Annotated in this window: 18 protein-coding genes; 6 read left to right on the top strand and 12 right to left on the bottom strand. The window is 49.1% G+C overall.

All coding sequences use genetic code 11. The features are described 5' to 3' along the window. The first annotated feature begins 16 nt into the window (after positions 1–16). On the top strand, positions 17–628 hold the full coding sequence (locus tag Q7R76_01585) for a hypothetical protein (GenBank protein MDO8642266.1): 612 nt from the start codon (positions 17–19) through the stop codon (positions 626–628). Here the strand turns inward: Q7R76_01585 and Q7R76_01580 are convergent. Further along, positions 625–1,455, bottom strand: a complete 831-nt coding sequence (locus tag Q7R76_01580) for an NFACT RNA binding domain-containing protein (protein MDO8642265.1) — start codon at positions 1,453–1,455, stop codon at positions 625–627. The genes Q7R76_01585 and Q7R76_01580 overlap by 4 nt on opposite strands. Before the next feature lie 77 nt (positions 1,456–1,532). Here Q7R76_01580 and Q7R76_01575 point away from each other — a divergent pair, with 77 nt between their 5' ends. Together Q7R76_01575 and Q7R76_01570 are read left to right on the top strand one after the other, a co-directional pair. Next, positions 1,533–2,114, top strand: a complete 582-nt coding sequence (locus Q7R76_01575; protein MDO8642264.1) for an HIT domain-containing protein — start codon at positions 1,533–1,535, stop codon at positions 2,112–2,114. A gap of 10 nt (positions 2,115–2,124) precedes the next feature. Beyond that, positions 2,125–2,697, top strand: coding sequence for an HIT family protein (locus tag Q7R76_01570; protein MDO8642263.1), 573 nt, complete (start codon positions 2,125–2,127; stop codon positions 2,695–2,697). 58 nt (positions 2,698–2,755) lie between these two features. Here the strand turns inward: Q7R76_01570 and Q7R76_01565 are convergent, their stop codons facing one another. The 9 genes from Q7R76_01565 to Q7R76_01525 all read right to left on the bottom strand — a co-directional run bounded on the left by Q7R76_01565 (position 2,756) and on the right by Q7R76_01525 (position 9,159). Next, complete coding sequence (locus Q7R76_01565) at positions 2,756–2,998, bottom strand: DNA-directed RNA polymerase subunit K (protein ID MDO8642262.1); 243 nt, start codon at positions 2,996–2,998, stop codon at positions 2,756–2,758. A 9-nt stretch (positions 2,999–3,007) separates the two neighbouring features. Continuing rightward, entirely contained in the window at positions 3,008–3,784 is a 777-nt protein-coding gene (rrp42, locus tag Q7R76_01560) for an exosome complex protein Rrp42 (protein MDO8642261.1), read from the bottom strand. Positions 3,785–3,796: 12 nt separating this feature from the next. Next, the gene (locus Q7R76_01555; protein ID MDO8642260.1) at positions 3,797–4,594 is read right to left on the bottom strand and encodes an exosome complex exonuclease Rrp41; all 798 of its coding nucleotides are present in this window, start codon (positions 4,592–4,594) and stop codon (positions 3,797–3,799) included. 24 nt (positions 4,595–4,618) lie between these two features. Further along, positions 4,619–5,572, bottom strand: coding sequence for an exosome complex RNA-binding protein Rrp4 (rrp4, locus tag Q7R76_01550; GenBank protein ID MDO8642259.1), 954 nt, complete (start codon positions 5,570–5,572; stop codon positions 4,619–4,621). A 99-nt stretch (positions 5,573–5,671) separates the two neighbouring features. Next, positions 5,672–6,397 (bottom strand): ribosome assembly factor SBDS, encoded by a 726-nt coding sequence (locus Q7R76_01545; GenBank protein ID MDO8642258.1) that lies wholly within the window; start codon positions 6,395–6,397, stop codon positions 5,672–5,674. Positions 6,398–6,442: 45 nt separating this feature from the next. Beyond that, on the bottom strand, positions 6,443–7,180 hold the full coding sequence (locus Q7R76_01540) for an archaeal proteasome endopeptidase complex subunit alpha (protein ID MDO8642257.1): 738 nt from the start codon (positions 7,178–7,180) through the stop codon (positions 6,443–6,445). 25 nt (positions 7,181–7,205) lie between these two features. Next, positions 7,206–7,559, bottom strand: a complete 354-nt coding sequence (locus Q7R76_01535) for an Rpp14/Pop5 family protein (protein MDO8642256.1) — start codon at positions 7,557–7,559, stop codon at positions 7,206–7,208. 131 nt (positions 7,560–7,690) lie between these two features. Further along, positions 7,691–8,281: a hypothetical protein gene (locus tag Q7R76_01530; protein ID MDO8642255.1), complete on the bottom strand. Its 591-nt coding sequence runs from the start codon at positions 8,279–8,281 to the stop codon at positions 7,691–7,693. 26 nt (positions 8,282–8,307) lie between these two features. Further along, positions 8,308–9,159: a class I SAM-dependent methyltransferase gene (locus Q7R76_01525; protein MDO8642254.1), complete on the bottom strand. Its 852-nt coding sequence runs from the start codon at positions 9,157–9,159 to the stop codon at positions 8,308–8,310. A 143-nt stretch (positions 9,160–9,302) separates the two neighbouring features. On the opposite strand from Q7R76_01525, the gene Q7R76_01520 reads away from it, so the two are divergent. Further along, positions 9,303–9,635, top strand: a complete 333-nt coding sequence (locus Q7R76_01520; protein MDO8642253.1) for a hypothetical protein — start codon at positions 9,303–9,305, stop codon at positions 9,633–9,635. A gap of 110 nt (positions 9,636–9,745) precedes the next feature. Next, on the top strand, positions 9,746–10,090 hold the full coding sequence (locus Q7R76_01515) for a hypothetical protein (GenBank protein ID MDO8642252.1): 345 nt from the start codon (positions 9,746–9,748) through the stop codon (positions 10,088–10,090). Positions 10,091–10,122: 32 nt separating this feature from the next. On the opposite strand, the gene Q7R76_01510 is transcribed toward Q7R76_01515, so the two are convergent. Together Q7R76_01510 and Q7R76_01505 are read right to left on the bottom strand one after the other, a co-directional pair. Further along, positions 10,123–10,266 (bottom strand): orotate phosphoribosyltransferase, encoded by a 144-nt coding sequence (locus Q7R76_01510; GenBank protein ID MDO8642251.1) that lies wholly within the window; start codon positions 10,264–10,266, stop codon positions 10,123–10,125. Positions 10,267–10,337: 71 nt separating this feature from the next. After that, positions 10,338–10,883 carry a hypothetical protein gene (locus Q7R76_01505; protein MDO8642250.1) on the bottom strand — a complete coding sequence of 182 codons (546 nt, stop codon included), beginning with the start codon at positions 10,881–10,883 and terminating at the stop codon, positions 10,338–10,340. Positions 10,884–10,982: 99 nt separating this feature from the next. On the opposite strand from Q7R76_01505, the gene alaS reads away from it, so the two are divergent. Next, on the top strand, positions 10,983–13,505 hold the full coding sequence (gene alaS, locus Q7R76_01500; protein MDO8642249.1) for an alanine--tRNA ligase: 2,523 nt from the start codon (positions 10,983–10,985) through the stop codon (positions 13,503–13,505). Positions 13,506–13,552 lie beyond the last annotated feature (47 nt).

Genomic DNA, 13,552 nt, shown 5'->3' with positions numbered 1-13,552 from the left:
ATACAGGATATGATATATGGCCATCGAAACTATCGCCCTCAGCGCTCTCACTTTTTTATGGGGCTTGCTGAAGATGTGGTTTGAGGCATTTTTTATTTCCTTCACTAATCTTAATACGGTGTGGATTATTGTGCCGATATGGCTAAGCTGGTTTTTCGCGGAATTCTTTCAGGAAAAAGAAGGTACCTCATTCGGCAATGCCATCAGCAATGGTGTCATACCGTTCTGGGTCGGCATTGATTGGATACGTCAGCTCACCACTCAGCTGCGTGCACCGAACGGAACATTTACGTCGCTCGTGGCAAGCAAGTATGCGATAGCTGCACTCGCGCTGGCATACGGGCTTATCATTATTGTGTATGGGATCAAGGGCAGGCCGTTTATCCGCTACTTTGGAAGAATCCGCGAAGTGACGTATGTGCTGGCGATGTTCACGCCGTTTGTGTACGGGCTTATCACGCCGAGCTATCAGTATTTCCTCGCGATCGTATTGTTTTTCCCGCTGTTTTATTTTGTGATAGAGCTGATTGACCGCGTCACGCCAAAACCGCATGCGTACACCGAAGATATAATCGGAGAAAGAAAACCAGTGGCATCCTACAAAATGCCGCCGATGCCGAAGTTTTAATTATTTTTTGATGGGCGAAATTTCTCTTTCTGTATGCTCGCGCCGCAAGACGGCAGGCAGCGGATAATCGTATCAAGGTCGCCGCCGAGAATGTGGCGAATGCGCTTCGCGGTGTCAGACGGTTTTGCCCCTTCATCCCGCTCAAGAACGAGCTGTTTTTCGCAGTGTTTTTTTACTGCTGCGCGCGGCCCAGCCATAATTTTGCCGTCCTCATTGAGGCCGATAGCAAGGTCAAAACTGGGAGAAAGATAATTTGTCTTGCCGCGAATCATGAACGCGCCCTTGGGAAGAAACTCGCCCTGGTTCGGCTGTTTTGAAACCTGTGCAGGAGTCACCCAAAAAACACCCGCTGTGGCAAGACCCAATTTCGCAGCGCGGGAAAACGTGAAAACAGCATTGGTAACTTCTTGAAGTGTTAGTTCACCGGGTGTTTTGCCCTCTGATTTTACCACAAAAAACGGGCTGCCTGCCATGTCGGTGTGGAACACGACATCGTTATTGTCTGTGTGCTTTTTGATGACGATTTCGTTGGTCGTGGCGTCCCTGCCGCCAACGACAAGAAAATCTTCTGATGAGACAAACCACCTGAATTTTTCATACCATTGCTCCTGCGCTTTTTTTTCCCGGCGGTTTTGGGCTTCTTCGATTTCGTCAGGAGGATATTCTTCCTTGAGCTCGTTCTCAACCAGCACTTTCAGTTTCGCTTTTGCCCGTTCGAGCATGCCCTCGGCGCCTTCAATTTTTCTCTTTGCCTTTTTTGCTTTTTCAAAATAGTCCGCTGCGTTTTGTTCCAGCGTTTTAGTGATGTTAAGCACGAGTTTGACCATGCTTGTTTTAAGCGATGGCAGGATTATAAAGTTTGTGCTAACAACCTTTTTAAACTTCTTGCACATTAAATTAGGGTATGCAGCAGCTCACTGAAGAACAACACGCCCAGCTTCCGCCCGAGCAGATCGCTGAACTCCAAAAACAGCAGTGCATTTTCTGCCATATCATCGCCGGAAAGGTCGCGTCAAAAAAAGTGTATGAAGATGAGGCATGCATGGGAATTCTTGATATCAACCCGGCAAATCCCGGCCATGTGCTGCTGCTTCCAAAAGAACATTACGCAGTCATGCCCCACATGCCTGATGACGTCGTTAAAAAAATAAGTGTTGCGGCAAAAAAAATATCGCATGCCATGCTTCGAGCGTTCAAGTCAGAAGGCACAAATATATTTCTTGCCAACGGCGTCGCCGCCGGACAAAAAGCCCAGCATTGTATGGTGCATATCATCCCGCGGAGAGAAGGGGATGGAGTTACGGCGTTTTACCTGCCCAAAAAAGAGCTTGATGAAAAAGAGGCAGAAGGCCTCAAAACCGTGCTGAAAAGGAGCATGGCAAAAATGCTCGGTGGAGATGAAGAGAAAGAAGAAAGAAACGAAGAAAAAGGCGAAGAAGCCAGCAATGAAAAAAGCCTTGACAGCATAGCAAAACTGTTTGCGTGAGACAAAAACCATGAACTGCGACCAATGCAAAATCCTTGACCTGCCGTCAAAGCCGTTCATCTATGAAGACGACAAAGTATTTGCCGTGCTGGCATCTCCCACGGCAACACCCGGGCATGTTGTGGTCATGCCCAAAGCGCATTTTCCGATTCTTGAAAACGTGCCGGACGAAATGGCAGCGCACTTGTATGTGGTTGCAAACAAAATTTCAATGGCGCTCTTTGACGCCCTTCATGCGCAGGGAACCAATGTGCTCATCTGCAACGGTGTACCGGCAGGGCAGGAAAGCGCGCATTGCATGGTGCATGTCATTCCGAGAATGTCAAACGACGAATTGAGTTTTGTCTGGCTTCCACGCCAGCTCACTGAAGAGCAGATGGCAACGGTTGAATTGCAGCTCAAAGAGGAATGCGCCAAAATAACCGGCACGCCGAGGGAACAGGCGATTGACGCGCTCAAAGAAGTTGGTGAAGCAGAAGAGGCGAAAGAAACAAAAGAAGAAATGAAAAAAACAGAAGAAAAAGAAGCACCTCCCGAAGACTATGAAGATTATCAAATCAAGCATATAACAAGGATACCGTAAAAAAATACCAAAAAGAGAGCCATAAAAAAAAAGTATAAAAAGAAAAAAAACAGTAAAATTATTCCTTCTTATCCTTGACTTTTCGCTTCTTGTCGCCTGGCAGGGGCCGCTTTATTTTTAGAGGGATTATACCAAGCTCAAACTCTTGTTTTGCGATTTCAAGCGGGTTGTACCGGAGTGCCTCAAGCGCTTTTTTGTCGAGGGTCATCATTGGCGGTGCGCCCATGGAAATCTGGAGGGCTCTGCTGCCAATCATGCGTGCCCGCTCGTATTTTGTGTATTTTTCAGTGGTTTTTTCCATGTGCGTCACCTACATGAATAGTTCGCGAAGCTCTTTTGCTTTCTCAAGCGCGAAGTCAATCATCGTACTGATTTCGTCAATGGACATGGGCTTGTCGCCGCCTTTTTGGAGCGCGCACAGCTCACCACCTTTCATCGTGGTCACGGTCAGCCGCGCATCGCACACTGCTTCTTCTTCCGGCGACGGATCAACCAGAAGCACCTTGCCGATTTTGTAGACGGTAATGGGCAATGGGTATTTGTCCAGCGGAAGTTTTTTTGTTGTTTTCTTTTTGTAATCAAGCTCGGTGCCATCGTAGGACGGGAAGCACGCGTCCTTGAGTGCGGCAAGCGCAGCAAGGCCTCCTGCATCGAGGATGTTACCATCATCATTGATGGTGCAGATGTCGATGGAGACCATCCAGATTTTTTCGCCGACTTTGATGCACAATTTGGAGACATCAATTGCTTTTGACTCGCGAATACCGCGGTCAATAACACGTGCTGCTTCGATGGCAGGCATGCCTGGCGGCCCTGACTCAAAATTGGGAGAGGACATGGGCAAAAATTCTGCATTAACCATCAGGCTGCCCTGATCGGGCGTGTCCGGATAGGGTTTATCAATAATCAATTTGACGCCGGCAACGACTTCAGTCTTGCCGAGCTTGACGCGTGCAGATCCTTCTGCATTGCACGAGATGCCCCGTTCGACCACGACCGGCCGGAATTCATTCAGCTTGCGCCCATCGTAGCGGACGCCGCGCTGGAGGCATTCAATGAGATGTTGTTTCATGCTTTCGTTTTCCATAATTTCACCTGATTAGTAGTCTTGATTGCCCGATGATGCATCGGGTGCGTCTGATACAGGCGCATGTGCTGGGGAGGTGGTTACTTCCTCATCATCGCCAACAGTCTCTGACGCGTATTTTTCGCGCAGTGCTTTTCGCTGAAGCTCGACGATTTTCTTGATTGCTTCCTTGCCCATTTCAAGCCCTTTGATAAGCTGGGCTTTTTCAATCTCGCCGTCCATCTGAAGCAGGGTTACTTCGCCCGTGCTTGGAATGAACGCAAGCGGAATGTCTGCAACCGGGCCGCCTTCGTAGGCCTCTTCGTCATAGTTGAGGTCAACGACCATTTTATCGTCGACACGGCCAACGCTGACCGCCGCAACAAGGTCTTTCATTTCAATGCCTGCATCTGCAAGCGCAATGGATGCGGCGCAAATGCCTGCGCAGCGCGAGCCCGCATCGGTTTGCGGAAACTCAATAAAAATGTCGACAACTGCGTTGGGAAAATTGTCAAGGTTCAACACCGGGCGAAGCGCCTTTTCAGTCACCAGCGAAATTTCGCGTGACCGCCTGCTGGGCCCTGGCCGGATGCGCTCGCCGGAGCCGGAAAACGGCATCATGTTGTAGTGGCATCGGAGTATGCCGCATTTCGGGTCCTGCAAAAATTTAGGGTGCAGTTCGCGCGGGCCGTAGACTGCGGCATAGGCGATTGTTTTGCCCATGCGGAACAGCGCCGAGCCGTTTGCGCGCGGAATGATGCCTGCTTTTGCTTCCATTTCACGCAATTCCGTGAATGATTTTCGTCCGTCAATTCGTTTTGTGTAAGCCATAATAATCACCGTGTATTGTTTTGTTTATCTTCGTCGGAAGCTGCTGCGCCCGAAGCCTCGTCGATCGCCGCCGCCACCAAAGCCGCCGGGGCCTCCTGGGCCTCCGGGACCACGACCGCCCGGGCCGTCGCGCCGGTCAAACCGTTCAGACCTGAATTCACCGCGGTCGCTGCGGAAACTTGCTTCCCGCTCTGCCTGCGCCTTTGCCATGATTGTGTTCATGTCAATGGTGATGCCGAGTTTTTTCTCGAGCAGCTCTTTTATTTTTTCGGTCATGCCGGAGAGGTGCGCTTCTTTTTCGATTTTTTCAATCACTTCAACGACAAGAATTTCTTTTTGCGGATCGCCCTCGAACCAGATAATGCCGTTCTGTCCGACGACGATCTTGCAGCCGGTTGCTTCTTTGATAAGCGAAACCATCGAGCCCTGCTTGCCGATAATGCGCGGCACCTTGGCGGGGTTCACTGTGATGAGGCGGCCGCCGCTGAGCTTGTGCAGCCCAGGCTGTTTCATCGTGACATCAACCAGTTTTTGGCTGGTGACATTTGTTATTTTGCACACGACATAATCACCGAGTGCAAAGTATTTGCTCAAGTCTTCGCCTTTTTCAATAAATGAAGTAGTTGCGTCCTTGAGAGGCAGCACCGCTGAATAGGGTGATGTCGTGTCGATACGCCAGCCGCTCATGAGAATGTCAATGACTTGGCCGACAATCATGTCGCCGATTTTCGGGTAATAGACGCCGGAAACCGGAATCACGCGCAGCACTTTTCCCTCAACTTTGAGGATGCCGAGGCGTGCGCCGAGGAGCTTATCACCGAGCCGGTACGTTCCTTGCGACGGCAGGTAACTCATGCCGGTGGCGAGCACATCACCGGGTACGACGACCGAGCGGTCGCTCATCACGAGCGCGTCAGTTCCTTCTATTGTTTTTTCCATTATTTTTTTTTCTTTGAGTAGTTCTTTGCTTTCAAGCATGTGATTCACCATTGTTTGTTTTTCGTGTTTTTCGTTGGTTGTTGATTGTTACTTTTTTTGTGTTTTTTTGCGGTTTGACTTTTTTGCTTTTTAACTTTTTTATTGCTTCAGCACTTTTGTCTGCACGCTGCCGCGCGTGAAACTGTTCAGCTTGTCGTACAGCTGAAGCTCGAGCCCTGCGGGGATTTCAACAATGCAGGTATAGCTCCCATTGTTGCCCCATGATTCCCGCTGTGGCTTGGCGAACGGCGCTATGATGCCGTGCGCTTTTGGCGCGTGCGGGTTCGGCACGGTTATCTCGATTTGTTTGACCGCGATTCGTATGGGAATGAGTGGCTTGAGTTTTTCGACGACTGCGTCGAGCTGTTCCTCGGCAGTCTTAAACTCGTCAATGCGAACTTTGGCATCGTGCAGTGCGTTTTCAATGCGCTGCGGCGGGTGTGGAAGGTTTGATTTTGGGTCAATCGCATTTCTGCAGATGAGCTCAATAACTTTCTGGTGCTTTTCCGCGCGAAGCGAATTCCGGTAGTCTTCGGTGAGCTGCAGTTCTCCTTCAGTCAGGATTTTTTTTGCGATTTCAAGCACGTCGGTCGTGTTGAACAGCGTTTTCATCGCAGTCTCTTCTGCGCGCAGCCCTTTTTTGACGTCGGCAAAAATGTGCTCACTTCTGATAACGTCGTGGACCGCGACATCGCTTCCTTTCTTGAATTGGATGGCGAGATCTGGCTCGATGGCAACTTCAAATCGTTTGCCGCCTTTGTTTAAGCGCGCCAAGTTAAAGTGGACACGCTCATGGTCCATGGTTTGTCGTCCTTTGGTGCTCATGGTTTCACTTATTCACGTTTTTATTTATTTATTTTTTACTTGTTTTTATTTCGGCGCTGTTTTTTTGACGTCTTTGAATATTTTTTCAATTTTTGCGCGGGGAAGCTTGATGAGCTTCTTTTCCTGCGTCGTGATGTAGGCGCAGTCAATGCGCTCAAGCGTGATGCCTTCAACGCAACGGGCTAGCGCTCGAATGCCGAGCTTAATGCCCTCTTCAACCGGCTGGGCCGCGTTGTGTTCCTTTTGCAGGATTTTTTCAATTTCAGTGTCGCCTTCGCCGATAACGGCTGCGTAGTATTGGAAAAATATTCCCGTTGGGTCAGTTTCGTATAGGCACGGGCCGTTGTTGTCCACGCCGGTAATCAGCAAGGAAACACCGAACGGCCGGAGGCCGCCGGATTGCGTGCAGATTTGTTTCAGGTCACAGATGTCCTTGACGATGGTCAGGATGTCGGTGGGGCTGTCGAAACTTACGTGATGTTGCTGCGCTTTGACTTGTGCGCGTTCAATAAGGATGCGTGCATCGGACAGGATGCCGGATGCGGTTGCCGCCATGTGGTCATCGATTTTGAATATTTTCTCGACGGATTCTGCCACAACGAGCGGGTCAACAATGCGCTTGTCGGTGATGAGCACAACGCCGTCTGAACAGACCATGCCGATGGCGGTTGAGCCCTGCTTGACGGTTTTTTTTGCGTACTCAACTTGGAGCAGGCGTCCGTCTGGGCTGAACATGGTGATTGCCCGATCATATCCCATTACTTGATGGCTCATTGGTTGCATTGAAACACCTCTATACTTATTATTTTTAGGCAACATGCGATTTTGCTTTTTTTAGTATGCCGGAAACCGCCACGCTGCGCACAATCACGGGCTGGCCGTTAATGGTGCGCACGAGGAGCAGCGCAGACTTCAGCTGCTGCACGGCCGTATGGGCAATGCGCAGGATGACACGCTGGGTTTCCGCGTTGTAATCATTAATTGTTTGAATTCCTGCCTTGGCAAGAGTTGCCTCACCGAACAGGGAGAGAAAGGTCGAAAGAATGGAACTCGTGATTGGTTTTCGGTCCGTCATCGGCTTTTCCGAGAGAACCTCGCACACCACATACCGCTTTTTCTCGCGGAGTGATGGTAAAAGCCCTTTAATGCCTTTTATAGCCATGCAGCCAAGGTCACCTGTATTGTTTTAATGCGGTGAGAAAGGGGTTTTTCTGGGCTCTTTTCTCGCGCTCTTTCTCTCTGTCAGACCTAAGAAAGGAAGAGGTAATATATAAATCTGATGGTTGGTAATGGTTACGGATTGAGCGATATGTTCTGATCGGAAGAGGGAGGGTGTTGTTCGGGTGAAACTGATGGTGTCTGGTGATAGTCCGGTCTTATTTTCCTCAAAGAAAATCCTTCTATCCCGTACACTCCATACAGCCCACCAAGTACACCAACCAATGTTCCTCCAACAAACGTAGCTGCCGCGTGCATGAGTTTTTGAGGCGAAGTATCGTACATACCAATCATCACGCTTCCAGCCAGCGAGGCGAGTGATATTAAACTGGAACAACCGAGAAATCTTCGGAAGGAGGATGAAGAATACGGTGAGGAATATTTGCTAGGAACCCGCACGCTGAGTTCAACACTGAATTCAGCAGCTGCCTGCCCTTGCTCGGCGACCGCTTTCTCCAGATGAGACGGTTCAGGTTCTGGAATGTATTCCATCGGCCCGGGCCGTGGCGGCAACGAGGGAGTGGGATCATACGTTTCATCCGGCGCTCCGGGAACCAAGCGTTGGGTCTTCGGCCAAGCAGAGGTGTAGATAACTCTGCCTTTGTCGGTGTCGACATAGTCAATAAGTCTTCTGTTCTTTCTTTGAAAGACGTCGGTCAGTCCCATACACAACATAAAGACAGATGGATATATTAACGTTGTGGTGGAATGCGTGCTTCGATGAAAAGTTCTGCTTTAGCGAGCATACGTTCAGGGGGAATGTTGTACCACACTGAATCAAACTTATCTTCAAATGTTGTTGCGAGCCACCATGGCCTGCTGGTGGGAATAGCAGAATCTCCCGGATCGTCTTGTTGTATGAGGCCAAAAAAGTAGCTGCGCCAATATGAGTAATACGTACGCCGTTTCTCGCTGTCGTCAAAGTAGAATGCCTGTGCTTCGTGGCGTGACATAATGAACGGAGGAGGTACCGTGAATGTTTCTGGCTCAATAGCCGACTTAATGTACGACCTATCAATAAAAGTAGGTTGGACAGGATTACGCCCAAAAAGGCGCATCTCGTGAATTATACGACTGATGGCATCAGTCAGAGTTTGATGAATGGGCGGAACGCCGTTGTGGTCTTTGAGTTTGGCATTAAATACTAGGCGGCCACCGGGCTTCAGCATGCGTTCGGCAAGCGCATAAAAATCAGCCTCGTTGAAATGATAGAAACCATTGATGCACATGACGACATCATAGCGTCCGTCGGTTTCCGGCGTGAGCTCAAGCGCATCCTTGGCGAGCAGGCGCACCTCTGGCGGCAGCGATTCTTTTGCACGCTGGATACGCTCTTTGTTCAATTCAACGGCAGTGATATTCTGGTTCACGCGCAATAATTCTCCCGTGGAAATGCCCGTGCCACAGCACAGCTCAAGCACCGATTCATCGGGCTGAAGCTGGACAAATGAAACGAGAGCAGCGATTGATTGCTCGTACGCTTTCCTGCCGCCGAGCATGCCGAAGACGATAGAGTCGTAGTTGTCAGTCGCAGTGGTAGCCATGACAGCCAAAAAGAAGAGGTTGGATTTATACCTTGTTGTGTGCAGCACCATAAAAAGTGTATAGGGCATGACTTATGTCTGAACCTCGTACACGGAAAAAACAGTTTGGAAAGGTTAATAAGCAACGCCGGAATACCATCTGCATGGAACAGATACCCCAAATATGGCCAGGAACAGGAATGAGCCAGGATTATTTCAATGAATATATTGGCAAAGGAATGATACTTGAGCGGGGTAATTTGGAGAGAGTTGCACGCTCGTTTAGAGACCGTCCAATAAAAAGATACGAAGAACGCTTCCCGGCAACAGTGTATCAAGATGTTGTCACTCTTGAAAACCAGTGGCGTGTGCAACGGCTCGATGAGATTGCTCAAGAAGCAAATGCGCGATTTAGCGACGTCAGCAGGTTTACCAAAGATGATTTTGAGCGAACAGTCACGGAAGTCAGATGTCTTATTTGGGATGACGCAGTATAAAAAGATACTTTTATATATTTCTGTTTCGCGCAAGAGAAATAACAGTAAAAACAATATGGAGTGTGCTGAGAATGTTGACAGTAACAAGAAAACCAGGGGAATCAATTGTTATGCCTCTTCCAGGAGGACAATATTTAGTGAGGTATATAACTCGTGAAGTACGGGGAAGACAAACACGGGTGGGCATTGAAATTCTTGACGCAAAAACCGGAAAACCGGTAGACAATAGAGTAGAGTACCCGATACACCGAGAAGAAGTCTACCTGCGAATAAGAAAAGAACAAGGATTACCAGCTCTTCCTTCTGGTGAAAGAAAGGATGATGTGTATGCGCAAGCTGCACAAGCTCGACGCCCTGTCGAATACCAAGGTCCAACTGGAGTGTATGAACGGCGAGGCGGACAGAGAACACGGGTTGAAACAAGAGAAGGCGGCCTTGAAAGAACTCTTCGATAATTAATTTATTTTTTCTTCTTTTTTTAGAATTGTTATACCCGTCTCCCGCCACTGCATTGCACGCACATATTCTTCGCGCGGTCAAAACAGTCTGCGCAGGCAAGCAAACCGCAGAGGTCACAGGTAAACCGGCCAATGCCGGCTTCGCATATCATGCAGGCCATGCCTTTCTTCATACGGCAGGTGAAGCAGCTCGAGAATATAAAGTTTTTCTTGAAAAGAGGGTTCAGGCGAAAAAGGGAGTGTTTTAGAGCCGTACGTCAAGATGCGCCGGATCGGTCAGTGCGAGAACGCGGTTGTTTCTGCCGGGAAAAAGGGGTCGTCCATTCCATGAAACTTCAGAACCGTATCCTTTGGGAACAAAAACTCTGCAAGGAACAATATACCCATCTCTTTTTTCAATTCCAATGGTTAGTGTTCGGGTGGAATGGTACGATTTATATTGGGGATTCCAATATACTAACTCAAGAGAACTTTTTTGAAATGGGTTTGGTTGAGCAACTTCACTTATTCGCGCTATTGATTCGTCGGTAAGCATGTCAAGAGAAACATGCTCCCAAGCTCCACGGTTCTCATTTTTTTCTGGATTAAAGAAAGCAACACGAAAAGCATGAGGTTGACTGCGAAATTCAGTGAGGAGCGCTTTATAGTCAAGATATGCTCGTGCTTGTACGACTTTCGCAAACAGGTAGTTTGAGCCACGATCTTCCCATGGTCTTTCGTAATGGGCCTGATGCAATCGCAAAAATTCTGCTTCAGTCACTCCCGTCAGTACAACAGATCTAAGATTCATAAACAGAGGGAAAAAGAAGTTGCTTATAAAAGTATCTGCTTTCAAAACACAATCACTTCTTCCACTAACTTTTTAAACGACAAATAGATTTCTTGTTCCATGCCCACCGACAAGGAAACCAAAAAAGAATTCAAAAAAACCGCGTCGCAGAATCCAGAAAAATATTACGCAGTTGGCGTGCTGAAAGAGCAGGGATTCTGCCGAAGGCAATGCGCCTGTGGCACCTGGTTCTGGAGCGTCAATGTCGGCCAAATGCATTGCGGCGACCCGGCATGCGCCGGCGGATTCGGCTTCTTCGGAACGAGCCCGGCAAAAAAGAAGATGGATTATATCGAAACATGGCAGGAATTTTCAAAGTTGTTCAAGAAACTCGGTTACACTCCCATCGACCGCTATCCGGTTGTAGCGAGATGGAGAGATGACACTGATTTCGTGCAGGCATCAATTTACGATTTTCAACCCTACGTCGTCAGCGGCGAAGTGAAGCCACCTGCAAAAAAGCTGGTCGTGCCGCAGTTCTGTTTGAGATTCAACGACATTGACAACGTCGGCATTACCGGCGCACACTATACTGGCTTTGTGATGATTGGCCAGCACGCGTTTGTCACGGAAAAAGAATGGGATCAAGCGCAATATTTCAGAGACATTCATACGTGGCTGACGCAGGGACTTGGATTGCCGAACAATGAAATCACGTTCCACGAGGACGCGTGGGCAGGCGGCGGAAATTTCGGGCCGTGCATGGAATTTTTTTCACGGGGCCTTGAGCTGGGCAATCAGGTGTACATGATGTTTGAAAACGCGCCCAGCGGGCCGAAGCCCTTGAATCTCCGTGTGCTGGACATGGGCATGGGCCACGAGCGCAACGCGTGGTTCACGCAGGGCACGGCAACAAGTTATGAAACAACGTTTCCGACGGTGTGCAAAAAACTGTTCCACGCAACCGGCATTGACACGACGAAAAAAAACAAGGAGCTCATCCAGCGGTTCCTGCCGTATTCATCGTATCTAAACATCGACGAGGTTGAAGACATCAACAAAACATGGCAATTTGTCGCTGACAAAGTCGGCGTTGATGCCAAAGAGCTCAAGGCAAAAATTCTTCCGCTTGCCGCGCTGTTTTCAGTCGGGGAACATGCGCGCTCATTGCTCGTTTCGCTGAGCGACGGAGCATTGCCGTCAAATACTGCCGGCGGATACAACCTGCGCGTGATTCTCCGCAGGGCGCTCGCGTTTATTGACCAGTATGGATGGGAACTTGACCTTCCCACGATCTGCGACTGGCACGCAGAGTATTTGAAACCATTGTTCCCCGAGGTCAGCGAACACCTTGACGGTGTGCAGAAAATTCTTGAAGTTGAAAAAAACCGGTATGAAAACACAAAACAAAAAACAAAATCCATTGTTGCCCACCTCATCGCAAAAAAAGAAAACTTGACCACGGAAAAATTGCTTGAACTCTACGATTCAAATGGTATTGCCCCAGAACTCGTGCGCGAGGAAGCTGCACAGGCAGGCATCACGGCGAATGTGCCAGAAAACTTTTATGCGCTGGTGGCAGAGCGCCACACGCAAATGGAACAGGAGCACGCAACGAAAAAAAAGGAACAGCTTGACCTTGATGACGTACCGGACACCAAAGCATTGTACTTTGATGACTGGCGCAAAACAACGAGCCAAGGAAAAGTAATTAAAATTATCGGAAACAAGGTCGTGCTGGACAAAACTGTTTTTTACCCAACATCCGGCGGCCAGCTGCATGACATCGGAACACTCGGCGGCTACGGCGTGGTTGATGTATTCAAGCAGGGAAGCAAGATTGTGCACGTACTTGAGCATGAGCCAACACGGTTTGTCGCTGGAGAAACCGTTGAATGTGCGGTTGATTTTGAGCGGCGGAAACAACTTGCCCAGCACCACACGGCAACCCACATTGTTGGCGCTGCGGCGCGGAGGATACTCGGCAGCCATATCAACCAAGCCGGCTCGAAAAAGACAACCGAAAAAGCGCATATTGACATCACGCATTATGAATCAGTGACTGAAGAGGAACTGAAGAAAATTGAAGATGAAGCAAATCGTATTGTCCATGAACGAATGCCGGTACGCCTCGGATTTTTTGCGCGCGATGAGGCAGAAAAAAAATTCGGCATGACCATCTATCAGGGCGGCGCAGTTCCCGGCAAAGATTTACGCATTGTTGAAATTCCGGAAATTGATGTTGAGTGCTGCGGCGGAACACACCTCACGAACACCGCTGACGTTGGAAAAATAAAAATGCTCAGCTCCGCAAAAGTGCAAGATGGGGTGGTTCGGCTGACCTACACTGCCGGCGGCGCTGCACAGCAGGAAGAGCGCCATGAACACACAATTCTTGAGCAGGTCGCGCGCCTGCTCGCCTGTGCCATTGCGCAGGTGCCCAGCCGCGCCGAAGAACTGTTCACCAAGTGGAAAGATGTAGTGAAAAAGAAAAAAACAGGTGACAAAGAGCTGTGCAGCACCGACGAATATTCTGGCAGCGAAAAGGACATACTGATGAAACTCTGCGACATCTATAAGACCCAGCCCGAGCACCTCGTCAAGACGACTGAACGGTTTCTGAAGGAATTACGGGAAGCGTAGGTTAGGCAAGAGAAGCACATCGAGACATCCGGCGAATCAGGGAAAGG

The organism is Candidatus Woesearchaeota archaeon (assembly GCA_030651375.1).
Lineage (GTDB): Archaea > Nanobdellota > Nanobdellia > Woesearchaeales > UBA12501 > JAUSFM01.
This window is presented reverse-complemented; position numbering and strand designations above follow the sequence as displayed.